At 61.8% G+C, this 24163-nt stretch carries 24 protein-coding genes; 16 read left to right on the top strand and 8 right to left on the bottom strand.

Features of this window, described 5'->3' with window-relative positions:
- Positions 1-81 precede the first annotated feature (81 nt).
- Positions 82-435, bottom strand: a complete 354-nt coding sequence (uraH, locus tag ACP7CJ_RS26010; RefSeq protein ID WP_276194155.1) for a hydroxyisourate hydrolase — start codon at positions 433-435, stop codon at positions 82-84.
- Positions 436-824: 389 nt separating this feature from the next.
- Between uraH and puuE the strand changes: the two genes are divergently transcribed.
- The 6 genes from puuE (at position 825) to ACP7CJ_RS25980 (ending at position 6756) form a co-directional block, all read left to right on the top strand.
- Positions 825-1751: an allantoinase PuuE gene (puuE, locus tag ACP7CJ_RS26005; protein ID WP_426100021.1), complete on the top strand. Its 927-nt coding sequence runs from the start codon at positions 825-827 to the stop codon at positions 1749-1751.
- Positions 1748-2263, top strand: coding sequence for a 2-oxo-4-hydroxy-4-carboxy-5-ureidoimidazoline decarboxylase (uraD, locus tag ACP7CJ_RS26000; protein WP_426100022.1), 516 nt, complete (start codon positions 1748-1750; stop codon positions 2261-2263). Before puuE ends, uraD begins: the two co-directional genes overlap by 4 nt.
- A gap of 41 nt (positions 2264-2304) precedes the next feature.
- Positions 2305-3300 (top strand): allantoicase, encoded by a 996-nt coding sequence (alc, locus tag ACP7CJ_RS25995; protein ID WP_276194157.1) that lies wholly within the window; start codon positions 2305-2307, stop codon positions 3298-3300.
- 124 nt (positions 3301-3424) lie between these two features.
- On the top strand, positions 3425-3928 hold the full coding sequence (locus ACP7CJ_RS25990; RefSeq protein WP_084381579.1) for an ureidoglycolate lyase: 504 nt from the start codon (positions 3425-3427) through the stop codon (positions 3926-3928).
- Positions 3929-3979: 51 nt separating this feature from the next.
- Positions 3980-5263, top strand: a complete 1284-nt coding sequence (locus ACP7CJ_RS25985; protein ID WP_426100023.1) for a urate hydroxylase PuuD — start codon at positions 3980-3982, stop codon at positions 5261-5263.
- A gap of 707 nt (positions 5264-5970) precedes the next feature.
- A complete protein-coding gene (locus tag ACP7CJ_RS25980) occupies positions 5971-6756 on the top strand; it encodes an outer membrane protein OmpK (protein ID WP_276194159.1) in 786 nt (261 codons plus the stop codon).
- A gap of 47 nt (positions 6757-6803) precedes the next feature.
- Here ACP7CJ_RS25980 and ACP7CJ_RS25975 read toward each other — a convergent pair whose 3' ends face one another.
- Positions 6804-7958 carry a patatin-like phospholipase family protein gene (locus ACP7CJ_RS25975; RefSeq protein ID WP_276194160.1) on the bottom strand — a complete coding sequence of 385 codons (1155 nt, stop codon included), beginning with the start codon at positions 7956-7958 and terminating at the stop codon, positions 6804-6806.
- 30 nt (positions 7959-7988) lie between these two features.
- Positions 7989-8924 (bottom strand): lipid A biosynthesis lauroyl acyltransferase, encoded by a 936-nt coding sequence (locus tag ACP7CJ_RS25970; protein ID WP_276194161.1) that lies wholly within the window; start codon positions 8922-8924, stop codon positions 7989-7991.
- A gap of 119 nt (positions 8925-9043) precedes the next feature.
- Here ACP7CJ_RS25970 and minC point away from each other — a divergent pair, with 119 nt between their 5' ends.
- From minC to ACP7CJ_RS25935, 7 genes are all read left to right on the top strand, one after another.
- Positions 9044-9781 carry a septum site-determining protein MinC gene (gene minC, locus ACP7CJ_RS25965; RefSeq protein WP_426100024.1) on the top strand — a complete coding sequence of 246 codons (738 nt, stop codon included), beginning with the start codon at positions 9044-9046 and terminating at the stop codon, positions 9779-9781.
- A 199-nt stretch (positions 9782-9980) separates the two neighbouring features.
- Entirely contained in the window at positions 9981-10793 is an 813-nt protein-coding gene (gene minD / locus ACP7CJ_RS25960) for a septum site-determining protein MinD (protein ID WP_276194163.1), read from the top strand.
- Positions 10794-10796: 3 nt separating this feature from the next.
- Complete coding sequence (gene minE / locus ACP7CJ_RS25955; RefSeq protein ID WP_003175252.1) at positions 10797-11051, top strand: cell division topological specificity factor MinE; 255 nt, start codon at positions 10797-10799, stop codon at positions 11049-11051.
- A gap of 96 nt (positions 11052-11147) precedes the next feature.
- On the top strand, positions 11148-11783 hold the full coding sequence (locus tag ACP7CJ_RS25950; protein ID WP_276194164.1) for an RluA family pseudouridine synthase: 636 nt from the start codon (positions 11148-11150) through the stop codon (positions 11781-11783).
- 161 nt (positions 11784-11944) lie between these two features.
- On the top strand, positions 11945-13234 hold the full coding sequence (locus ACP7CJ_RS25945; RefSeq protein WP_198717262.1) for a M18 family aminopeptidase: 1290 nt from the start codon (positions 11945-11947) through the stop codon (positions 13232-13234).
- Positions 13235-13404: 170 nt separating this feature from the next.
- The gene (locus ACP7CJ_RS25940) at positions 13405-13572 is read left to right on the top strand and encodes a hypothetical protein (protein ID WP_426120548.1); all 168 of its coding nucleotides are present in this window, start codon (positions 13405-13407) and stop codon (positions 13570-13572) included.
- 72 nt (positions 13573-13644) lie between these two features.
- Positions 13645-15813 (top strand): mechanosensitive ion channel family protein, encoded by a 2169-nt coding sequence (locus ACP7CJ_RS25935; RefSeq protein ID WP_426100025.1) that lies wholly within the window; start codon positions 13645-13647, stop codon positions 15811-15813.
- Between the two features lie 68 nt (positions 15814-15881).
- Here the strand turns inward: ACP7CJ_RS25935 and ACP7CJ_RS25930 are convergent, their stop codons facing one another.
- The 5 genes from ACP7CJ_RS25930 to ACP7CJ_RS25910 form a co-directional block, all read right to left on the bottom strand.
- Entirely contained in the window at positions 15882-16103 is a 222-nt protein-coding gene (locus tag ACP7CJ_RS25930; RefSeq protein WP_276194167.1) for an MbtH family protein, read from the bottom strand.
- A gap of 82 nt (positions 16104-16185) precedes the next feature.
- Positions 16186-17598 carry an aspartate aminotransferase family protein gene (locus ACP7CJ_RS25925; protein ID WP_276194168.1) on the bottom strand — a complete coding sequence of 471 codons (1413 nt, stop codon included), beginning with the start codon at positions 17596-17598 and terminating at the stop codon, positions 16186-16188.
- Positions 17599-17769: 171 nt separating this feature from the next.
- A complete protein-coding gene (locus ACP7CJ_RS25920) occupies positions 17770-18537 on the bottom strand; it encodes an N-acetylmuramoyl-L-alanine amidase (RefSeq protein ID WP_426100026.1) in 768 nt (255 codons plus the stop codon).
- Between the two features lie 124 nt (positions 18538-18661).
- Positions 18662-19981, bottom strand: a complete 1320-nt coding sequence (locus ACP7CJ_RS25915; protein WP_276194170.1) for an ATP-binding protein — start codon at positions 19979-19981, stop codon at positions 18662-18664.
- Complete coding sequence (locus tag ACP7CJ_RS25910; protein WP_276194171.1) at positions 19981-20661, bottom strand: response regulator; 681 nt, start codon at positions 20659-20661, stop codon at positions 19981-19983. Before ACP7CJ_RS25910 ends, ACP7CJ_RS25915 begins: the two co-directional genes overlap by 1 nt.
- A 176-nt stretch (positions 20662-20837) precedes the next feature.
- On the opposite strand from ACP7CJ_RS25910, the gene dsbD reads away from it, so the two are divergent.
- From dsbD to dsbG, 3 genes are read left to right on the top strand one after another with little or no spacing between them, the layout of a single operon-like run.
- Positions 20838-22565: a protein-disulfide reductase DsbD gene (gene dsbD / locus ACP7CJ_RS25905; RefSeq protein WP_276194172.1), complete on the top strand. Its 1728-nt coding sequence runs from the start codon at positions 20838-20840 to the stop codon at positions 22563-22565.
- Entirely contained in the window at positions 22565-23410 is an 846-nt protein-coding gene (locus ACP7CJ_RS25900; protein ID WP_276194173.1) for a TlpA disulfide reductase family protein, read from the top strand. Before dsbD ends, ACP7CJ_RS25900 begins: the two co-directional genes overlap by 1 nt.
- Positions 23386-24147 (top strand): thiol:disulfide interchange protein DsbG, encoded by a 762-nt coding sequence (gene dsbG, locus ACP7CJ_RS25895; protein WP_276194174.1) that lies wholly within the window; start codon positions 23386-23388, stop codon positions 24145-24147. Before ACP7CJ_RS25900 ends, dsbG begins: the two co-directional genes overlap by 25 nt.
- Positions 24148-24163: the final 16 nt, after the last annotated feature.

Raw genomic sequence — 24163 nt, 5'->3', positions numbered from 1 at the left:
GATAGTTGCACGCGCAAGCGGCATGAAAAAAGCCCGCCGTGTGGGCGGGCGAAAAACCAACGAAGAGCTGTGGGGGCGCGCTCAGCTACCGCGGTAGGTGGAGTAACTGTAGGGCGAAATCAGCAGGGGCACATGGTAGTGATCCTGTTCAGCGCTGATGCCAAAGCGCAGCACCACCACGTCGAGGAAGGCCGGCTCTGGCAATTGCACGCCACGGGCACGGTAATAGTCGCCGGCGCTGAATTGCAGCTGGTAGACACCGCTGCGGTAGTCGTCGCCTTGGAGCAACGGTGCGTCGCAGCGGCCGTCGCTGTTGGTCACGGCGCTGGCGACCCGTTCCAGTTGCGCGCCGTCGACGCGGTACAGTTCAACCTTGATGGTGCTGCCGGGACAGCCGTGAGCGGCGTCCAAAACGTGTGTGGTCAAACGTCCCATGGCGTGTACGCGCCTCCCGAGGTCAGTAGAAGTGAATGCCGCACTTTTTCAGGGCAGCGAAAAAGCCGGCGCTGGTCGATTAAGACACTTTTTAAAAAAATTGTACACAATAAAAATTACAAACCCTAGGATCCTCCAGCCGACCTTGCTCGACCGGCCGATTCACGAGTAATCCTTGCTTTTAAACAACCTTTTGTCCATTAGCTGACCAGTCAGGCAAGTTTCTTGCTACACCCTTGAAGGTGAGCGTGGCGGAAAAAAGGCAGAAATCCAGGCTTACAAAGTGGGCAATAAGTTGTATACAATCACTCATCACTGTGACGCCACTCAGTCTTTCCACTGCCCGGCCGCCACACACACCGCTACCACGCACAAGAAGGAAGACTGCAGTGAGCGCTGACTACCCACGCGACCTGATCGGTTACGGCAGTAACCCTCCTCACCCCCACTGGCCGGGCAAGGCACGCATCGCGTTGTCTTTTGTACTCAACTACGAAGAAGGCGGCGAGCGCAATATTTTGCACGGTGACAAAGAGTCCGAAGCCTTCCTGTCGGAAATGGTCTCGGCCCAGCCGCTGCAGGGCGAGCGCAACATGAGCATGGAGTCGCTGTACGAATACGGCAGCCGTGCCGGCGTGTGGCGCGTCCTCAAATTGTTTAAAGCATTCGATATCCCGCTGACCCTCTTCGCCGTGGCCATGGCCGCCCAGCGCCATCCGGACGTGATCCGTGCAATGGTCGCCGCCGGCCATGAGATCTGCAGCCACGGCTATCGCTGGATCGACTACCAGTACATGGACGAGGCCCAGGAACGCGAGCATATGCTCGAAGCCATCCGCATCCTCACCGAACTGACCGGCGAACGCCCGCTGGGCTGGTACACCGGCCGCACCGGCCCGAACACGCGGCGCCTGGTGATGGAGGAAGGCGGCTTTCTCTATGACTGCGACACCTATGACGACGACCTACCCTACTGGGAACCCAACAACCCCACCGGCAAGCCGCACCTGGTGATCCCTTACACCCTGGACACCAACGACATGCGTTTCACCCAGGTGCAGGGCTTCAACAAGGGCGATGACTTTTTCGAATACCTCAAAGACGCGTTCGACGTGCTCTACGCCGAAGGGGCCGACGCGCCGAAGATGCTTTCCATCGGCCTGCACTGCCGCCTGATCGGCCGCCCGGCGCGCCTTGCGTCGTTGAAACGCTTTATCGAATACGCCAAGGGCCATGAACAGGTGTGGTTCACCCGCCGTGTCGACATTGCCCGTCACTGGCACGCCACGCACCCTTACAAGGGAGCGGCGCAATGACCGCGTTCCAGACCTTGAAACCGTCGAGCCTGAGCCGCGATGCATTCATCAGCGCCTTTGCCGACATCTACGAACATTCGCCATGGGTGGCTGAAAAGGCCTTCGACCTGGGCCAGGACGCTTCGATCGACGTGGTCGAAACCCTGCACCAACGCATGAGCGACATCCTCTTGAGCGCCGATCACACCCGGCAACTGGCGCTGATCAACGCTCACCCGGACCTGGCCGGCCGTGCGGCCATCCAGGGCCAACTGACCGAAGCCAGCACCCAGGAACAAGCGGGCGCCGGTATTCACCAATGCACGGCCGAAGAGTTCTCACGCTTCACCGAGCTGAACGAGGCCTACAAAGCCAAGTTCAAGTTTCCCTTCATCATGGCGGTAAAAGGCAGCAACCGGCATCAGATCATCAACGCGTTCGAATCGCGCATCCATAACCCGGTGGACACCGAGTTCAAGTGCGCGCTGGACGAGATCAACAAGATCGCGCTGTTCCGCTTACTGACCCTCTAAACGACCATCCCCAGCCACCCTATCCAAGGCAGACAAGAAGAATGAAAGCGCAACCCTTACCGTTCGAGAAGTTCGTCAACCTCGCCGACGCCCGCCTCGGCACCAAGATCATCTCGGTGACCGATGACTGGTTCGCCGACGCCAACCGCCTGTTCCAGCCGACCCCGGCCGTGTGGAAGGAGGGCGTTTTCGATGATAACGGCAAGTGGATGGACGGCTGGGAGTCACGCCGCAAACGCTTCGAAGGCTACGACAGCGCAGTGATCCGCCTGGGCGCAGCCGGCTCGATCAAGGGCGTGGACATCGACACTTCATTCTTCACCGGTAACTTCCCGCCGTCGGCCTCCCTGGAAGCCTGCTTCCTGACCTCGGGCGAGCCGGACGACAGCACCGAGTGGGTGGAAGTGCTGTCGGCCGTCGAACTGCAAGGCAACAGCCACCACTACCACGCAATCAACCACGACCAGGCGTTCAGCCACCTGCGCTTCAACATCTACCCGGATGGCGGCGTGGCCCGTCTGCGCGTGTACGGTGTACCGTTCCGCGACTGGTCGGCGGTGGGCGACAACGAACAGGTCGACCTGGCTGCCGCGCTGAACGGCGGCCGGGCCCTGGCCTGCTCCGACGAACACTTCGGCCGCATGGGCAACCTCCTCAATCCGGGCCGTGGCGTCAACATGGGCGATGGCTGGGAAACCGCCCGCCGTCGCACGCCAGGCAATGACTGGGTGATCGTCGCGCTGGGCCATGCGGGCGAGATCGAAAAGATCATCGTCGACACCCTGCACTTCAAGGGCAACTACCCGGACACTTGCTCGATCCAGGGCGCCTTCGTCAAGGGCGGCACCGACAGCCAGATCGAAACCCAATCGCTGTTCTGGCGCGAACTGCTGCCGGCGCAGAAGCTGGAAATGCACGCCGAACACACCTTCGCCGAGCAGATCAAGGCGCTGGGGCCGATTACCCACATCCGCCTGAATGTGTTCCCGGATGGTGGTGTGAGCCGCCTGCGCGTATTGGGCAAGGTCGCTAAATAGGCGTGAGCCCAATCGCGGGCAAGCCCGGCTCCCACAGGGGTACGCGGACAAATGTGGGAGCCGGGCTTGCCCGCGATTGCGGTAGATCAGACAACATCACATTCGAAAACTTAAGAAGACAGCCATGCGCACACTGATGATCGAACCCCTGACCAAAGAAGCCTTCGCCCCTTTCGGAGACGTTATCGAAACCGACGGCAGCGATCACTTCATGATCAACAACGGTTCGACCATGCGCTTCCACAAACTGGCGACGGTCGAAACCGCTACGCCTGAAGACCACGCCATCATCAGCATCTTCCGCGCCGACGCGCAGGACATGCCGCTGACCGTGTGCATGCTGGAGCGACACCCGCTGGGCAGCCAGGCGTTCATACCGCTGCTCGGCAACCCCTTTCTGATCGTGGTCGCGCCACTTGGCGATGCACCGGTATCAGGCTTGGTCCGCGCCTTCGTCACCAACGGCAGGCAGGGCATTAATTACCATCGCGGCGTCTGGCACCACCCGGTGCTGACGATCGAAAAGCGGGATGACTTCCTGGTGGTTGATCGCAGTGGCACCGGCAATAACTGCGATGAGCATTTTTTCAAAGAGGATGAGCGGTTGATCCTCGCCCCCCACCAATAAGAGAAGGCCTGATCACCCGACAACAAGGGCGACAAGCGAGAGGTAAAGACTGTGGAAGCACACCTGTTGGAATGGCTGAACCTTAGCGTGCGCTGGGTTCACATGATCACTGGCGTCGCCTGGATTGGCGCGTCGTTTTACTTTGTCTGGCTGGAAAACAACCTCAATCGCGTCAACCCCAAGGACGGCCTGGCCGGTGACTTGTGGGCGATTCACGGTGGCGGTATCTACCACCTGGAAAAATACAAACTGGCCCCGCCGACCATGCCGGACAACCTGCACTGGTTCAAATGGGAAGCCTATTTCACCTGGATGTCGGGCGTCGCGCTGCTGTGCGTGGTGTTCTACCTCAACCCTACGCTGTACCTGCTCGCCCCCGGCAGCAGCCTGAGCGGCACCGAAGGCGTGTTGCTGGGCATCGGCTCACTGTTCGCCGGCTGGTTCATCTACTCCTTTCTCTGCGACTCGGCCCTGGGCAAACGCCCGGCCCTGCTCGGCCTGACCTTGTTCGTGCTATTGATCGCGGCGGCGTATGGCTTCAGCAAAGTGTTCAGCGGCCGGGGCGCGTACCTGCATGTGGGGGCGATCATCGGCACCATCATGGTAGGCAACGTGTTCCGCATCATCATGCCGGCGCAACGCGCGCTGGTGGCGGCAATCGCGCAGAACCGCACGCCGGACCCGGCCCTGCCGGCCAAGGGCTTGCTGCGTTCACGGCACAACAACTACTTCACCTTGCCGGTGCTGTTCATCATGATCAGCAACCACTTCCCGAGCACTTACGGCAGCCAGTACAACTGGCTGATCCTCGCGGGGATTGCCGTGGCAGCGGTGTTGGTGCGGCATTACTTCAACACCCGGCATAGCAGCCAGAAATATGCCTGGACCTTGCCGGTGGGCGCGTTGGCGATGATTTGCCTGGCGTATGTCACCGGGCCCAAGCCAGTCACGGACGTAGCCAAGGCACCGGCAACCATCGAGTACCAACCGTTGCCGGAAACCGCGCTGGGCGGTGGCGTGAAATCCGCTGCGCCCGCCGCACCCGCTGCTGCAGCCGCACCTGCCCAGGCGACGATTGATTTCGACAAGGTGCATGGGGTGATCCAGGCACGTTGCGCCGTCTGCCATTCGGCCAAGCCCAGCAGCCCGTTGTTCAGCACTGCACCGGCGGGCGTGATGTTCGACACACCGACGCAGATCCAGCAACAGGCGGCGCGTATTCAGGCGCAGGCCGTGGCGAGCCAGATCATGCCATTGGGCAACATCACCCAGATGACCCAGCAGGAACGCGATCTGATCGGCACCTGGATCAATCAGGGGGCGCGCACGAATTAACGGATGAGCGCATGCCTAACCTGTGGGAGGGGGCTTGCTCCCGATGGCGGCGATTCAGTCACTGATACTTTGAATGACACACCGCAATCGGGAGCAAGCCCCCTCCCACATCGGGCCTGCGATGTTTTGAACACTGAGTGACACCCAGCCGTTGAATGCCTAACAACACACCAAAAAGATCCGAGGTGTTATGACCGGCGTGCGTTGTCGCTGAATGTACTGTTCAACATCCTCGGGGTTCTGAACGACACGCCATCGCCCACACGCATTGATTCCTTCGTTACAACAAAAACAATAACAAACAGGGAACGCCCACATGTACACCATTGACCTGGGGACGGCTACGAGCCGTGCCCCATTCTCGCCCCATACGCGCTCTAACAGCGCACTTGAGCCAAGGCTTTGGAGCCAGTATTCTCCGCGCCCGCTCGAATCGACTCAAAAAAAAACAGCGAATATAAAAGCTGACTATAAGGCCAACTTATCCCGGCCTGCGGTCTGCGGCCCAAGTGCGCAAAAGTCCCCTGAGTTCGACTGCATCCGTTGCCGCCGACGACAATTTTTTGGGTTTTTTAGCACCTTGGCGCAGCTCTTGCTAAAGCATAAAAGCTGACCGAACAGACGATTTTTTCAGCGAGCCAAAAGGCGCCACACCAGAGCGCCGACGTAGAAGAAAAACCATAAAACTTTAACTCGGGAGCAACCGAATGAAACCTATGTTCAAAGGCCTGATGCTGGCAGGAACCCTGCTGGCTGGTGGCCAAGCTGTGGCCGGTGACCTGTTGCAATGGCAGAACAACAGCCTGACGTACCTGTGGGGCAAAAACTTTACCGTCAACCCGCAGATCCAACAGACCGTCACGTTTGAACACGCCGATGCGTGGAAGTACGGCGACAACTTCTTCTTCCTCGACCGCATCTTTTACAACGGCAAGGAAGACGGCAACGTCGGCCCCAGTACTTACTACGGCGAGTTCAGTCCACGCCTGTCGTTCGGCAAGATTTTCGACAAAGACTTGTCCTTCGGCCCGATCAAAGATGTATTGCTGGCGTTCACTTACGAGTTCGGCGAAGGCGATAACGAATCGTACCTGTTGGGCCCGGGCTTCGACCTGAACATCCCCGGTTTCGACTACTTCCAGTTGAACTTCTATCAGCGCCAGACCGAAGGCAGTCGCGCAGGCGACGGCGTATGGCAGATCACTCCGGTGTGGTCGTACACGCTTCCCATGGGCAACTCCAACATCCTCATCGACGGCTATATGGATTGGGTGGTGGACAACGACAAGAACGCCCATGGCACGTATCACGCCAACCTGCACTTCAACCCACAGGTCAAATATGACCTGGGCAAGGCGATGAACTGGGGCGAGAAACAGCTGTATGTCGGTTTTGAATACGACTACTGGAAGAACAAGTACGGGATCGAAGATTCCGGCGCGTTCAAGACCACTCAGGATACGGCGAGCTTCCTGGTCAAGTACCACTTCTGATTGAACACCGCGGATTCATGTGGGAGGGGGCTTGCCCCCTCCCACCGTCAGATCGGTAACAGGCCCAGGAACCGCGTTATTTCCTCGCGCTTGGCCAGGGCATCACTGCGCCCCAACTCGATCAATTCGCTGCAATACCCCGCCTCGAACAGCAAATAACTGAGCACCCCCGCCCCGCTGGTCTTGGTCGCACCCGGCCCCCGCAGGAACAGACGCAACGCCGCCGGCAATTCCTGCCGATGCCGCGCCGCAATCTCATCGATCGGCTGACTCGGCGCAATCACCAGCACGTCCACCGGCGCCAGGCCCTGGGCCGCGCTGTCGACCGGCTGGAAATGGCTGAACTGGTTCAAGCGCTCCAGCAATTCGATATCACTTTCCAGGCTGTCAATAAACGTGCTGTTGAGCATGTGCCCGCCGATCTGCGCCAGGGTCGGCTGCTGGCCGGTGTAGGCGCGCTGCAACGGGTGTTCATGCTCGACGCCGCGCGGGTTGCCGCTGACGCCCACCACCAGCACGCGGTTGGCGCCCAGGTGCAAGGCCGGGCTGATAGGCGCCGATTGCCGCACGGCGCCATCGCCGAAATACTCATGCTCGAGTTTGACCGGGGCAAACAGCAAGGGAATCGCCGAACTGGCCAACAGGTGTTCAACCGTGAGTTGGGTGGGCACACCGATACGCCGGTGGCGCAACCATGCATCGATGGTGCCGCCGCCCTGGTAGAACGTCACCGCTTGCCCGGATTCGTAACCGAAGGCCGTGACCGCCACCGCCTTCAGGTGTTTGTCGCGGATGGCTTCGTCAATGCCGTCCAGGTCAAGTTTGTCGTGCAGCAAATCGCGCAGCGGCGAGCTGTTGAGCAGCGCCACCGGCACCTGGGCGCCCAGGCCGAGCAGGCTGTGGAAACAGAAGCGACCGGCCTGGTGAATCACCCCCGGCCAGTCGCTGCGTAGCACCAGGTGGCTGCGAAACCCCTGCCAGAACGCCGTCAGACGCTCGATCGCCGCAGTGAAGTCCATGGCGCCGCTGGCCAAGCTCACCGCGTTAATTGCGCCGGCCGATGTACCGACGATCACCGGAAACGGATTGGCCGCGCCAGGCGGCAGCAACTCGGCAATCGCCGCCAATACCCCCACCTGATACGCCGCTCGCGCCCCGCCGCCGGAAAGAATCAAGCCTGTGACCGGTTCAGCTTGGCGCATCGCATTACTCCATGGGGGGAAAAGCAGGTCTTATCGACGGCGTTTTTCGTACAATTTGGGCTCGCCCGGCGGCCGGCTCTTGAAGCGGCGATGGGTCCACAGGTATTGCTCGGGGCATTCGCGCACCGAGGTTTCGACCCACTGGTTGATCCGCAGGCAATCGATCTCATCGCTCTCGCCGGGAAAATCAGTCAACGGCGGGTGGACCACCAGGCGGTAACCGCTGCCGTCGGCCAGGCGTTCCTGGGTAAACGGCACCACCAGCGCCTTGCCCAGGCGGGCGAACTTACTGGTGGCGGTCACCGTGGCGGCCTGGATACCGAACAGCGGCACGAAGATACTTTGCTTGGCGCCGTAGTCCTGATCCGGTGCGTACCAGATGGCCCGGCCGGCGCGCAGCAGCTTGAGCATGCCGCGCACGTCTTCACGCTCCACGGCCAGGGAGTCAAGGTTGTGGCGCTCGCGGCCACGGCGCTGGATAAAGTCGAACAGCGGGTTGCCGTGCTCGCGGTACATGCCGTCGATGGTGTGCTTTTGCCCGAGCAGCGCCGCGCCGATTTCCAGGGTGGTGAAATGCAGGGCCATGAGGATCACGCCCTTGCCGTCCAACTGGGCCTGCTTGAGGTGCTCCAGGCCTTCAACATGGGCCAGCCGCGCCAGGCGCTGGCGCGACCACCACCAGCTCATGGCCATTTCAAAGAAGGCGATGCCGGTGGAGGCGAAGTTTTCCTTGAGCAAGTGTTTACGCGCTTGCGCGGACTTTTCCGGGAAGCACAGCTCCAGGTTGCGCGCGGCGATGCGGCGCCGTTCGCCGGCCACGCGGTACATGCCGGCACCCAGCAGGCGACCAATGGTCAGCAGCGCACGGTACGGCAATTGAGTGACCAGCCACAGCAGGCCGAGTCCCAGCCATAACAGCCAAAATCGTGGATGAAAAAATACAGCTCGAAAACGCGGGCGATCCATTACAGATTCCGGTAAAGACATGGGCCGCGCATTCTACAACGGTTCGACTCGGCTTGCGGCCAGTGGTTGTTCTCGTTATAAGTCTCGACACTTTTCGTGACAAGCCGCTTTTGCCGACCATGAGCCAAACCGAACCGCTAGACCAAGATCCCGTGTTCCAGCTAAAAGGCAGCATGCTCGCCATTACCGTGCTGGAATTGGCCCGCAATGACCTCGACGCGCTGGACCGCCAGCTCGCCGCCAAGGTCGCCCTGGCGCCGAATTTCTTCAACAACGCCCCACTGGTGCTGGCCCTGGACAAACTCCCGGCCGGCCAAGGCACGATCGACCTGCCAGGCCTGATGCGCGTTTGCCGCTCCCATGGCCTGCGCACCCTGGCGATTCGTGCCAGCCGTATCGAAGACATTGCCGCAGCCATCGCAATTGAATTGCCAGTACTGCCACCGTCGGGTGCCCGCGAGCGTCCGCTCGACCCATTGCCCGGTGAAGTGAAGAAAACACCGGAAAAACCACCGGAGCCTAAGGTCAAACCGACCAGGATCATCACCTCCCCCGTGCGCGGCGGGCAGCAGATTTACGCCCAGGGCGGCGACCTGGTGGTGATCGCGTCGGTCAGCCCGGGCGCGGAACTTCTGGCCGATGGCAACATCCATGTATACGGCCCCATGCGCGGGCGTGCCCTCGCCGGCATCAAGGGTGATACCAAGGCGCGTATTTTTTGTCAGCAGTTGACCGCTGAGCTGGTGTCGATCGCGGGCCAGTACAAGGTTTCAGAAGACTTGCGCCGTGATCCGCTGTGGGGCGCTGCGGTACAAGTCAGCCTGTCGGGTGATGTGTTGAACATCATCCGTCTTTAACGGATACTGCCGCATTTTCCAAGCATCTCTAGACTCTGATAGCACAGCGAAACCGGCAAGACTTGCGTAGGACTCATTTGAAGTTGGCGTTTCCCTGCGGAAACCACATCTTTTCCCTACAAAGGCTGTCCGCCTGCAGCGAGTTCCAAGAGATGTTTTTCAGGGACTGAAAGTCCTTTTTCCTTAGGGGTGAAACACCTTGGCCAAGATTCTCGTGGTTACATCCGGCAAGGGTGGTGTGGGTAAGACCACCACCAGCGCCGCTATCGGTACCGGCCTCGCTCTGCGCGGCCACAAGACAGTCATCGTCGACTTCGACGTCGGTTTGCGTAACCTCGACCTGATCATGGGCTGCGAACGCCGCGTGGTGTACGACTTCGTCAACGTGGTCAACGGCGAAGCCAACCTGCAACAGGCCCTGATCAAGGACAAGCGCCTTGAGAACCTGTACGTACTGGCCGCCAGCCAGACCCGCGACAAAGACGCGCTCACCAAGGAAGGCGTAGGCAAAGTCCTCGCTGAATTGAAGGAAAACTTCGAATACGTGGTGTGCGACTCCCCGGCCGGTATCGAAACCGGTGCTCACCTGGCGATGTACTTCGCCGATGAAGCCATCGTGGTGACCAACCCGGAAGTCTCCTCGGTACGTGACTCGGACCGCATGCTGGGTCTGTTGGCCAGCAAGTCCCAGCGCGCCGAAAAAGGCGAAGAACCGATCAAGGAGCACTTGCTGCTCACCCGTTACAACCCCGAGCGCGTCAGCAATGGCGAGATGCTCGGTGTTGAAGACGTCAAGGAAATCCTCGCAGTGACCCTGCTGGGTGTTATTCCCGAGTCCCAGGCCGTACTGAAGGCCTCCAACCAGGGCGTCCCGGTAATTCTGGACGACCAGAGCGACGCCGGCCAGGCGTACAGCGATGCAGTTGATCGCTTACTGGGCAAGACCGTGGAACATCGCTTCCTCGATGTAAAGAAGAAGGGATTCTTCGAGCGTATCTTTGGAGGCAACTAAACAATGAAATTTCTCGACTTCTTTCGCGCCAACAAAAAGCCAAGTACCGCGTCGGTAGCGAAAGAGCGTCTACAGATCATCGTGGCGCACGAACGCGGCCAACGCAGCACGCCAGACTACCTGCCAGCCTTGCAGAAGGAGCTGGTCGAGGTGATCCGCAAGTACGTCAATATCGGCAACGACGACGTGCATGTCGCCCTGGAAAACGACGGCAGTTGCTCGATTCTGGAACTCAATATCACCCTGCCTGATCGTTGATCGAAAGGGCGGTCGCCACGGCGGCTCCGTCACCTTGATCCCTTTGCGGGAGCCAGGTGGTCGAGCCGCCGTTGGCGTTTGTTACGAGGCTGTTTAATGCCGTTGTCCAACATCCATATCCTCTACCAGGACGACGCTGTCCTGGTGGTGAACAAGCCGACTTTGCTGCTCTCGGTGCCTGGCCGCGCCGACGACAACAAGGACTGCCTGATCACTCGCCTGCAGGAAAACGGCTACCCAGAGGCCAGAATCGTCCATCGACTGGATTGGGAAACCTCGGGGATCATCCTGCTCGCGCGGGACGCCGATACCCACCGCGAACTGTCCCGTCAGTTTCATGACCGCGAAACCGAAAAGGCCTACACCGCCCTGGCTTGGGGCCAACCGGAACTGGACAGCGGTAGCATCGACCTGCCCCTGCGCTACGATCCGCCGACCAAGCCACGCCATGTGGTCGACCACGAGTTCGGCAAGCACGCGCTGACCTTCTGGAAGGTGCTGGAACGTTGCGGTGACTGGTGCCGCGTCGAGCTGACGCCAATCACCGGGCGCTCGCACCAGTTGCGCGTGCATATGTTGTCGATCGGCCACCCGCTGCTCGGTGATGGCTTGTATGCCCATGAACACGCCCTGGCCGCCTGGCCGCGCCTGTGCCTGCACGCGAGCATGCTGAGCTTCACCCACCCGCAAAGCGGCGAGCGCTTGCGCTTCGAGTGTCCTGCCCCCTTCTAAAGCTGTAAACACTGTCAAATGTGGGAGGGGATTGCAGTGGGTCAGTGAACAAATACAGTGACTGACACTCCGCCATCGGGGGCAAGCCCCCTCCCACATTTGTGCTGTGCACTTCTCGCCATCGAACGGTAAACTCCGCGCATTGCTGTCTGGAGCTATTTATGCGCGAAGCGTTGAATCAAGGCCTGATCGACTTCCTCAAGGCCTCCCCTACTCCCTTTCATGCCACTGCTGCCCTGGCCCAGCGTCTCGAAGCGGCCGGTTACCAGCGTCTCGACGAGCGCGACACCTGGACCACCGAGGCCAACGGTCGCTATTACGTGACCCGCAACGACTCCGCGATCATCGCCTTCAAGCTCGGTCGCCACTCGCCGCTGCAGGGCGGCATCCGCCTGGTCGGCGCCCACACCGACAGCCCGTGCCTGCGGGTCAAGCCCCAGCCCGAGCTGCAACGCCAGGGCTTCTGGCAGTTGGGCGTCGAAGTCTATGGCGGCGCATTGCTGGCACCGTGGTTCGACCGCGACCTGTCCCTGGCCGGCCGCGTGACCTTCCGTCGCGACGGCAAGGTCGAAAGCCAACTGATCGACTTCAAACTGCCGATTGCCATCATCCCCAACCTGGCCATCCACCTGAACCGTGAAGCCAACCAGGGCTGGGCGATCAATGCCCAGACCGAACTGCCGCCGATCCTCGCGCAGTTTGCCGGTGACGAGCGCGTGGACTTCCGCGCCGTGCTCACCGAGCAGTTGGCCCGCGAACACGGGCTGAACGCCGACGTGGTGCTCGACTACGAGCTGAGCTTCTACGACACCCAAAGCGCCGCCGTGATCGGCCTCAATGGCGACTTCATCGCCGGTGCCCGTCTGGACAACCTGCTGTCGTGCTACGCCGGCCTGCAAGCCTTGCTCACCAGCGAGACCGATGAAACCTGCGTGCTGGTGTGCAACGACCACGAAGAAGTCGGCTCCTGCTCGGCCTGCGGTGCCGACGGCCCGATGCTGGAACAGACCCTGCGGCGCCTGTTGCCCGAAGGTGACGAATTTGTACGCACCATTCAGAAATCGCTGCTGGTCTCGGCCGACAATGCCCACGGCATCCACCCGAACTATGCCGACAAGCATGACGCCAACCACGGCCCGAAACTCAACGCCGGCCCAGTGATCAAGGTCAACAGCAACCAGCGCTACGCCACCAACAGCGAAACCGCCGGCTTCTTCCGCCACCTGTGCATGGCCGAGGAAGTGCCAGTGCAGAGCTTTGTGGTGCGCAGCGACATGGGCTGCGGCTCGACCATCGGCCCGATCACCGCCAGCCACCTGGGTGTGCGCACCGTCGACATCGGCTTGCCGACGTTCGCCATGCACTCCATTCGCGAGCTGTGCGGCAGCCATGACCTGGCGCATCTGGTGAAAGTCCTCGGTGCGTTCTACGCAAGCCGCGATCTGCCCTGAGCCAAAGGCTGAATGCAGCTAAACAGGTGGGAGGGGCAAGTCGAATCGTCGCACCGCCCCTCCCACATTTGGCTTCGCGTACACCTGATCTATATCACCTACATTTCCCGCAATCCCACCTAGACTTGTCATTATTCCCACTCTGACAGGGCCGTCGCCTCATGATCACCATGTCCTCATTCCACACCATGCTCATTCCTATCCTCATCGGCATGATCATGCTCGCGGTCGGCTTCAATTTTCGTGACAAGCCTCTCGGTGTGTTTGGCATGTGGATCGGCATGCTGTTGATCCTGGGCACCGTGGTTTACAAGATCCTCGCCAAACTCGCTGAATAACAAATGCACTCGCATTGGGCATAGGGGCCTCGTACACTCGGTCAATTCGTCGTTTTCAAGGTTGACCGCCTCGTGCTTTCCCGTCTGTTTGCCCTGCCCTGCTACTTGCTGATCGCCCTGCTCACCCTGCTCCCGCTCGCTCCGGCCCAGGCCGTTGGCTTGCCTGGGCTGCTGGGTGGCACCAGCAAGCCTCAACCCCAGGCCGACCTGCCGCTGGGGCAATCGCTGGACGAGGTGATCAAGACCCTGGAAAACGACCAGCAACGTACCCAGTTGCTGAGCGACCTGAAAAAGCTGCGCCAGGCCACGCAAAAGGCCCAGCCGGCCGCCGAACAAGGCGTGCTCGGGCTGATCGGCAGCACGCTGTCTGGCCTTGAGCAGCAATTCTCCGGTGTCGACAGCCCGCTGGGACGCTGGTCCGATGAAGTGGACATGGCCAAGGATGAACTCAAGGCCTTGATGCTGCCGGCCAGCGAATGGCTGCCGATCATCTTCGGTTTTGCCCTGATCCTCGCCGTGTGGAGCCTGCTGGCCGCCGCGCTGATCTGGCTCAGCCACCGCGTGCGCGAGCGCTTCGGCCTGCCCGAAGAACTGCCGCAACACCCGCGCACCTGGGACATGCTGCGCTTCGCCCTACGCAAACTGGGGCCGTGGCTGATCGCGCTGGTGATCACCGTGTACCTGAGTTACGCGCTGCCCTCGTCCCTGGGCAAATCCCTGGCGATGGTGCTGGCGTATGCGCTGGTGGTCGGCACCTGCTTCTCGGCAATCTGCGTGATCGCATTCTCCGTGCTGGACGGCCCGCATCGCCGTCACGCGTTGTATATCCTGCGGCGAAAGGCGTTCCGGCCCTTGTGGTTGATCGGCAGTTTTGCCGCCTTTGGCGAAGCCTTGGGCGACCCCAGGCTGGTCGTTGCGCTTGGCCAGCACCTGGCGCACACGGCGGCAACCGTCGCCAATGTAATGGCCGCGCTGTCCACCGGTGTGTTTATCCTGCGCTTCCGCCGGCCGATTGCGCACCTGATCCGCAACCAGCCGCTGTCCCGTCGCCTGACCCGCCGCGCCCTCAGCGATACGATCGAAATCATCGGCACCTTCTGGTACATCCCGGCCCTGCTGCTGGTCTGCATCTCGCTGTTCGCCACCTTCGTTTCCGCCGGCGACACCAGCACCGCCTTGCGTCAGTCATTGCTATGCACGGTGTTGCTGGTGCTGTGCATGGTAATCAACGGCCTGGTACGCCGCCATGCCCTCAAGCCGCACCGCGGGCACAAACGCCATGCGCTGTACTCCGAACGCCTGAAGAGCTTCGTCTACACCCTCGCCCACCTGGCGGTGTGGCTGACGTTTATCGAGCTGGGGCTGCGGGTCTGGGGCCTGTCATTGATCCGTTTCACCGAAGGCGACGGTCATGAAATCAGCGTCAAGCTGTTCGGCCTCGGCGGCACGCTGCTGTTTGCCTGGCTGATCTGGATTCTCAGCGACACCGCGATCCATCACGCCCTCACCCGCTCGCGCAAAGGCCTGGCCAACGCGCGCGCGCAGACCATGATGCCGCTGATCCGCAACGTGCTGTTCGTGACCATCTTCATCATCGCGGCCATCGTCGCCCTGGCCAACATGGGCATGAACGTCACGCCGTTGCTGGCCGGTGCCGGTGTAATCGGCCTGGCCATCGGCTTTGGCGCGCAGTCGCTGGTGGCGGACTTGATCACCGGCCTGTTCATCATCATCGAAGACTCCCTGGCCATCGATGACTACGTGGACGTCGGCGGGCACCTCGGCACAGTCGAAGGCCTGACCATCCGTACCGTGCGCCTGCGCGACATCGATGGCATCGTGCATACCATCCCGTTCAGCGAGATCAAGAGCATCAAGAACTACTCCCGAGAGTTCGGCTACGCGATCTTTCGGGTGGCGATCCCGTACAACATGGACATCGACGATGCGATCAAGTTGATACGCGACGTCGGCCAGCAGATGCGCAACGATCCGCTACAACGCCGCAATATCTGGTCACCGCTGGAGATTCAGGGCGTGGAAAGTTTCGAGTCGGGCAGCGCGATTCTGCGCGCGCGCTTCAAGACTGCGCCGATCAAGCAATGGGAAGTGTCGCGGGCGTTCAACCTGTCACTCAAACGCCATCTGGACGAGGCCGGGCTGGACCTGGCTACACCGCGCCTGAGTGTGCAGGTGGTGACCGGCGCGTCGGGCGGGCTGGAGAAAGAGAAGAACGCCTGAGCCTTCAGGCGCAATGTGGGCGCTGCCGAGCCCCACATTGGAGCTTCGCTGATTTCAGTGTGGTGGGCTCAGGTCAGCGCCGCGCCGTCCATCTTCTGGCGCAGGCTCAACGGACGCATATCGGTCCAGACCTCTTCGATATAGTCCAGGCACTCTTTCTTCAGGCCGCTCTTGCCCACGGTACGCCAGCCTTCCGGCACGGCCTTGTAGTCGGGCCAGATGGAATACTGTTCTTCATGGTTGACCACTACCTGAAACAGGATGTCGTCGCGGTCAAATACTGAGGTCATTGCTGTTCTCCATCACTCAAAGGCTGGCTGCGCACCACGCGCAGCGCTGATATCTGTAGGAACGTACCAGGCGGCCGAAAAATTAGAGGCTGGCGACCGCTGCAGCCAAGGCACGCCCGAAGATCTCGGCGACCTGATCGATCTGGGCGGCGCTGATCACCAACGGTGGCAGGAAGCGCACCACGCCGCCATGACGCCCACCCAGCTCCAGAATCAGGCCGCGCTTGAGGCATTCACGCTGCACCAGCGGTGCCAGGTGGCGGTGGACCGGCGGGTGGCCCTGGATATCGAGCGCGCCGTTCGGGTCTACCAGTTCCACGCCGAGCATCAGCCCGCGACCGCGAATATCGCCCAATTGCGGGAAATCGCGCTGCAGGAGGTGCAGGTGCTCCGCCAGGCGCTCGCCCATCGCCGCCGCATGGCCGGCCAGGTCGTGATCCTTGAGGTAGCGCATCACCGCCGACCCGGCCGCCATTGCCATCTGATTGCCACGGAAGGTCCCGGCATGGGCGCCCGGCAACCAAGTGTCGAGCCAGTCGCGGTACACCACCACCGCCAACGGCAGGCTGCCGCCGATGGCCTTGGACATCACCACCACATCCGGAATGATGCCTGCGTGTTCGAAGGCAAACATCTTGCCGGTACGCCCGAAACCGCTCTGGATTTCATCGATGATCAACGCCACGCCCGCCTGCTCGGTAATCCGCCGCAGGCCGCGCAGCCAGTCAAGGTCCGCAGGGATCACGCCGCCCTCGCCCTGCACCACTTCGACAATCACCGCCGCCGGCAACAACACCCCGGCTTCCGGGTCGTTGAGCAGGTTTTCCAGGTAATGCAGATTGACCCGCACACCTTGCGCGCCGCCCAGGCCGAACGGGCAACGGTAGTCATAAGGGAACGGTAGGAATTGCACACCATTGCCGAGCAGGGCGCCCAACGGTTTCTTCGGCCCCAGGCTGCCCATCAGGCTTAACGCGCCCTGGCTCATGCCGTGATAACCGCCCTGGAACGACAACACCGTGCTGCGCCCCGTGGCGGTGCGTACCAGCTTCAACGCAGCTTCCACTGCGTCAGTGCCGGTGGGGCCGCAGAACTGGATTTTGGCTTCCTGCGCCAACGCGGCCGGCAACAGACCGAACAGATCCTGCACGAACTGATCCTTGACCGGTGTGGTCAGGTCGAGGGTGTGCAACGGCAGTTCGTCGCTCAGCACTTGCTGGATCGCGTCGATCACCACCGGGTGGTTATGCCCCAGCGCCAAGGTGCCCGCGCCGGCCAGGCAGTCGATGAAGCTGCGGCCTTCCACGTCTTCCACGTAGATACCCTTCGCGCGTTTGAGTGCCAGAGGGATGCGCCGTGGGTAGCTGCGGGCGTTGGACTCCTGCTGGCGTTGGCGCGCCAGCAGCGGGCTTTCGTCGAACTGGTAGAGCGTTTCCACGGGTGCAGGGCTGACCGGCACCTGAGCGTCTGCGATACGGCTGCTAGCGACTGACATCTCTCGATCCCTCAATACGCTGATGATGGTGACCCAACTGCCGATCCGTTGGCGTCTGGCCCAAGGGCATGCGCACGGATTTCCTGTTGTGGAAACGCACCAGCGTCGAAAGGATTTAGGGGCTGTGGTAGTTACGGATGGATGAAGCGCCAAATGAGACAGCGCTTGACGTCAAAGCCCCCGGTACTTGTCGTTCAGCGCATACAAAATCGCACACGTCTCAGCATCCAGGCACCCACAATAATCCCTGGCCCGAAAGTGCATTTGAAACGCGCGGGTTCGCAGCTCGAACGCCTGGCGATTCTGCGCCGGTTTATACCCGTAGCGCTGAAAGGCACGCTCCACTTCCACCTCGGGCGGTAACCCGACACAAAATCGGCGCTGGTACATCGCCCGCGTCGCCTCATCGAACCAGGCCCCCACGCCGGCCTCGAACAGGCAACGCCAAGGCAAGTGCGGCCCCGGATCACTCTTGCGCCAATACGCCACATCCGAATGCCCGAGGATCTCGGTCGGACCGATGTGCGGGTAACGCGCAAGGATGTCGCGCAGCAATTCGATCAATACATCCACCTGCTCCCGAGGGTACGCAGGAAAGGTAAACACGCCGTCCTCATCGCGCGCCTGGTTGACGATCTCGATGCCGATCGCGCGGCTATTGAGGTTATCCCGCCCGCCCCAGTGGCTCACCCCGGCATGCCAGGCACGCTGCGCCTCATCCACCAGGCGGAACACGCGCAACTCGTCATAACCGGCGGCGCGGTAGCCGGGCTCGGCCGGATCAGGCAGCAGATAGTGCGCACTGACACCGTGCCGCGTCAGGGTCTGCAGGGATGACGTAAAGGGCGCGGCGGTGTAATGCAGGACCACTTGCCCCAAGGGCTCGCCGTTGCGTTCGTTGAAGTCCTTGGCGGGGAAACTGGTATCGATGACCAACATAAGAATCGTCCTTTTCGGTACAGGCCGAGTCATTCGGCCCGTTCAAGCGCAAAACAATGACCGCCATCCTGAAGGGTTGAACGTCAGGCGGGCGGTAACTATTTGGCACGCGAAAGAACGGTGATCAGCGACGCAGCGGCATGCCCAAATCGACCCGCAGGCCATCTGGCTGGCTATCGAACGTCAACGAGCAGGAGCAGCGCTGGACAATCGCCTGCACAATCGCCAGGCCCAGGCCACAGCCCTCGCTGTTGCCGTTGCGCCAGAAGCGCTGGGTCAGGTATTGCAGGTCTTCGCTGGCGATCTGTTTGCCATGGTCACGCACGCGGAACACCACCTGATCGCCGGCCATCAACACACTGAGTTCCACCCGGGTATCGCCCGGAGTATGGCGCAGGGCGTTGTCCAGCAGGTTGCGCAGGGCGGCGACGGCCAGGCCCACCGGCATGTCCACCGGGGTGTCGCTGAGGTCGTCCGGCAGGATCAGGTCGATACGCTGGTTGTCGCCGGCGTTGGCGTCCTGGATCGCCAACCGCGCGACTTGCTCGGCACTGGACTGCAAGCCGTCGTCGAACGACAGGCTGCCCTCCACCCGCGCCAGCAAGAGCAATTGCTCGAGGGTGCGATGCAGGCGGTCGGCGCCCTCCTCGGCATGGGCCAGGGACTGATCGCGGGCCGCGCCTTCGGTCATGCGCGCCACTTGCAGGTGGGTCTTGATCGCAGTCAGCGGGCTGCGCAGTTCGTGGGCGGCGTCGCCGGTGAGGCGCCGTTCGCGTTCGATGGTCTTGGCGATGCGCTGCAACAGTTGGTTCTGGGTGTCGAGCAGCGGTTTCAACTCGCTGGGCAGCGGGTGGATCTGCAGCGGTTCGAGGGAATCGGCACTGCGCCGCATCAATGCGTCACGCATACGGTTGAGCGGCAGCAGGCTTTGCCCGATCCCCAGCCACAGCAGGCACAGGCAGCCCAACAACGCCACGCCGACCGGCACCGAGGCCGCCAGCAGAATCGACAGGTTCAACGCCTCGCGCTCGACCTGGCGGTCGGCGGTGGTAATGAACAGATCGCCACGGCTCAGGGTAAAGCTGCGCCACGCCGCGCCGTCGATGATCTGGTCGCGAAAACCGCTGCGATGGGATTCCAGCCCCTGGTCCGGAGTGGTGTGGCTGCGCGCCAACACTTCGCCGCGCAAGGAACTGACCTGACAGGCCATGCCGCCCGGCACATTCAGTTGCTCGGCGCTGAAGTGCTTGCCCTCGGCGCTGCTTGCCAGGCCCGGCATCTGCTCCGTCAAACCGGCGACCATGCGCGCCGACGCGACCAGGCGCTGGTCGAGGGAGAACATCATCTGGTTGCGCAGATCGTTGAGCATCCAGGCAGCCGCCAGCGCCCAGATCAACACAAAAGCGGCGCCGAGCTTGAAGGTCAGGCGCAGACGCAGGCTCATCACGGGGGGCTATCTCCACCATCCGCCGGGCCCAGGCGGTAACCCAGGCCACGTACTGTTTCGACGATGCCGTTGCCCAATTTGCGCCGCAAATGGTGGATATGCACGTTGAGGGCGTTGCTTTCCAGTTCGTCGTTGAAGCCGTAGACGCTGTCTTTGAGCTGTTCGCTGGAGAGCACGCGGCCCTTGTTGTGCAGCAGCGCCTGCAACAGCGCTTGTTCGCGGCGGGAAAGGTCCACGGATTGCCCGGCCAGCAGGGTTTCGCGGCTGCTCGGGTCGTAAGTGAGACGGCCGTGCTCGATCAGGTTGACGCTGCGCCCCGCCACGCGGCGCAGCAAGGTTTGCAGGCGCGCGGCGAGCTCGCGCAGGTCGAAGGGCTTGAGCAGGTAATCGTCGGCACCGGCTTGCAGGCCGTCGACGCGGTTGGTCACCGAATCCCGCGCGGTGAGGATCAGCACCGGAATTTCCAGGCCCTGGCTGCGCTGCTGTTGCAGCAACTTGAGGCCGTCTTCGTCGGGCAGCCCGAGGTCGAGCACCATGATGTCGAATTCGGCAGCCTTGAGCATTGCCCGCGCGGCAGCAGCGGTGGCGACGCGCTCGACGGTAAAGCCCTGGGCGCCGAGGCCGGCCACGATGCCGCTGGCGATCAGTTCGTCGTCTTCACAGACCAGTACGTGCATGCTGAACCCTTCATGAAAGATGGGGGAATTAGAAGACAGATCGATTAAGCGCGCATTATGCCGCCAAAGTTCGCAACATCAGATATTCCCTACACTCTAGAATAGCGTCCGGTTAATCATCGGTTAATCAACGCCACACATTGTGTGCCTCACTTGCATCGAACTAAGGCTTGACCATGCGGCATCTATTTACCTTACTGCTGATGTTGTTCGCGGGATTCGCCCAGGCCGCGCCGGGTAACCCGTTCGAGACCAAACCCGATTTTCTCCCGGTAGCCAAGGCCTTCACCTTTACCTCCGAACGCCTGGAGTCCGGCGAAACCCAGCTGTATTGGCAGATTGCCGATGGTTATTACCTGTACCAGCAGCGCATGAAGTTCGACGGCCTCGCCGAAAAGCCGGCGCTGCCCGAGGGTGAAGCCCATAGCGATGAGTTCTTCGGCGAGCAGCAAGTGTACCGCCAAGGCCTGGAAGTGAAGATTCCTGCGGGGGTGACCGGCCAGGTCAAACTGGGCTGGCAGGGCTGTGCCGATGCCGGCCTGTGCTACCCGCCGCAGTCGATCAGCGTGGACCTGGGCGGCAATCCGGCCGTCGCCGCCACCGCACAAGCCCAGGACCAGAGCCTGGCCAGCGGCCTGCAACAGCGCAGCCTGGGGTGGAGCCTGCTGGTGTTCTTCGGCTTGGGCCTGTTGCTGGCGTTTGCCCCGTGTTCGTTGCCGATGTTGCCCATCCTCGCCGGCCTGGTGGTCGGCAGCGGCGCCAGCCCGCGTCGCGGTTTTGCGTTGGCCGGCAGCTACGTGATGTGCATGGCGCTGGTGTATGCCGCGCTGGGCGTAGTGGCCGCGTCGCTCGGCAGCAACCTTGCCGCACTGCTGCAAACCCCGTGGATACTCGGCAGCTTCGCCGCCTTGTTTGTAATCCTGGCCCTGCCGATGTTCGGCTTCTTTGAACTGCAACTGCCGGTGGCCGTGCGTGATCGTCTGGACAACGTCAGCCGCAACCAGCGTGGCGGCAGCCTGATCGGCGCCGGGGTGCTCGGCGCGCTGTCCGGCCTGTTGGTCGGCCCCTGCATGACCGCGCCCCTGGCCGGTGCCCTGCTCTATATCGCCCAGAGCGGTAACGCCCTGCACGGCGGGCTGATCCTGTTCGCCATGGGCATCGGCATCGGCATTCCACTGTTGCTGCTGGTGACCGTGGGCAACCGCTTCCTGCCCAAGCCAGGCACCTGGATGAATGTGCTCAAGGGCGTGTTCGGCTTCCTGTTCCTGGCCACCGCCGTGCTGATGATTCGCCCGGTGGTCGGGGAAAACCTGTGGCTCGGCCTGTGGGGCGCGCTGGCCATCGCCATGGCCTATTGCGGCTGGCGCCTGGCCCAGGATTTCGGGCGTGTCGCCATGCTGTCCGGCGCGGTTTCCGTGGTGCTCGGGTTGTGGGGCGGCCTGCTGATGGTCGGCGCGGCGGGTGGCAGCGATGATGTGTGGCAACCGTTGAAGGTCTACAGCGGCTCGCGGATCACCAGCGCGCCGACCGCCCACGACGCGTTTATGACCATCAACGACCCGGCCGTGCTGCAAAGCCAGCTCGACAGCGCCAAGGCCCAGGGCCAATGGGTACTGGTCGATTACTACGCCGACTGGTGCGTGTCGTGCAAGATCATGGAAAAACAGGTGTTCGGTAAACCCCACGTGATGGACGCCCTGAAAGACGTGCGCCTGCTGCGCCTCGACGTCACCGCCGACAACGCCGCCAGCCGCGCCCTGCTGGGCCGCTACAAAGTGCCGGGGCCTCCGAGCTTCGTATGGATCGGCCCGGACGGTGAAGAACGCCGCGCCCGGCGCATCACCGGCGAAGTCGATGCCGATACGTTCCTGCAACGCTGGACCCAGACGCGGGACGCCCGCTGATGCTGACCCTGACCATCGGCACCTTCGCCATCGCCCTGAATCACATCCTGCTGATCAGCGCGCTGATTCTCGCCACCCTGGTGGGGTGGCGCGTGGCCAAGCGTGGCGGGGAAAACCCGGAGTCGGTGCTGTTCTACCTGTTCCTGCTGGGCATGTTGGCAGCCCGCATCAGCTTTGTGCTGATGTACTGGAGTTATTACCGCAACGACCCGTTGCAGATCGTCGACCTGCGCGACGGCGGCTTTCTCGCCTGGCCCGGCGTCATTGCACTGATCCTCGGCGCGCTGCTGTACGGCTGGCGCCGCCCGGCCCTGCGCAAACCGTTGAGTGCCGGGGTGATCACCGGCCTGCTGTTCTGGGGCATGACCAGCCTGTCGCTGAGCCTGTATGACAAAGGCTCGCGCGTGCCGGACATCACCCTGCGCAACGCGAATGGCGAAGTGGTGCAACTGGCGGACTACCAAGGCGGCCCGCTGGTGATCAACCTGTGGGCCACCTGGTGCCCGCCGTGCCGCCGGGAAATGCCGGTCCTGGAACGCGCCCAACGCCAACGCCCCGACGTGACCTTCCTGTTCGTCAACCAGGCCGAAAGCATGCAAAGCGTCAGCACCTACCTGGCCACCCAGGGCCTGACCCTGGACAACGTATTGTTCGACGCCAGCGGCCGCCTCGGCCAGGCCGTGGGCTCCATGGCCTTGCCGACCACGCTGTTCTACCAAGCCGATGGACGCCTGATCAACAGCCACCTCGGTGAACTGTCCCAGGCCAGCCTGGCCCGTGCCATGGAACCCTTCGACATCGCCACTGAAAGGAAACCGACATGCCTCGCCTCCGCCACTTGCTGACCCTGCTGCCACTCACGCTGGCCGCCACCCTGGCCCAGGCCGAAGACTGGCCGGCACCGATCAAACAGATCGAAGCCAAGGGCGCCAAGATCCTCGGCAAGTTCGACGCCCCCAGCGGCCTCACCGGCTACGCCGCGCAGTACCAGAACCGGGGCATGGCGCTGTACCTGACCGCCGACGGCAAAAGCGTGCTCGCCGGCAACCTGTACGACGCCCAGGGCAATGACCTGAGCAGCGCGCCCCTGGAAAAACTGGTGTACGCACCGATGGCCAAAGAAGTCTGGGCCAAGATGGAAAAAAGCAGCTGGATCCAGGACGGCGACACCAACGCGCCGCGCACGGTCTACCTGTTCAGCGACCCCAACTGCCCGTACTGCAACATGTTCTGGGAACAGGCCCGGCCATGGGTGAAGGCCGGCAAGGTGCAGTTGCGCCACATCATGGTCGGTATCATCCGCGAAGACAGCCCAGGCAAATCCGCCGCCCTGCTGGCCAGCCAAGACCCGCAAAAAGCCCTGCAAGAACACGAAGCCGCTGGCAAGGGCAGCAAGTTACAGGCGCTGGATAAAATCCCTGCCAATATTGAAGCCAAGCTCGATGCCAATATGAAGTTGATGGAAGAGCTGGAGTTGTCGGCGACGCCGGCGATTTTCTATCTGGATGACAAGGGCGGGTTGCAGCAACAGCAAGGGGCGCCGTCGCCGGATAAGTTGGTGAAGATCCTTGGGCCGAAATAGGCGGCGCCTGGGCTGA

The sequence above is a fragment of the Pseudomonas sp. PSPC3-2 genome (genome assembly GCF_049897085.1).
Lineage (GTDB): Bacteria > Pseudomonadota > Gammaproteobacteria > Pseudomonadales > Pseudomonadaceae > Aquipseudomonas > Aquipseudomonas paraveronii.
The sequence above is the reverse complement of the archived record's forward strand: the minus strand, read 5'-3'. Positions and strand labels throughout refer to the sequence as shown.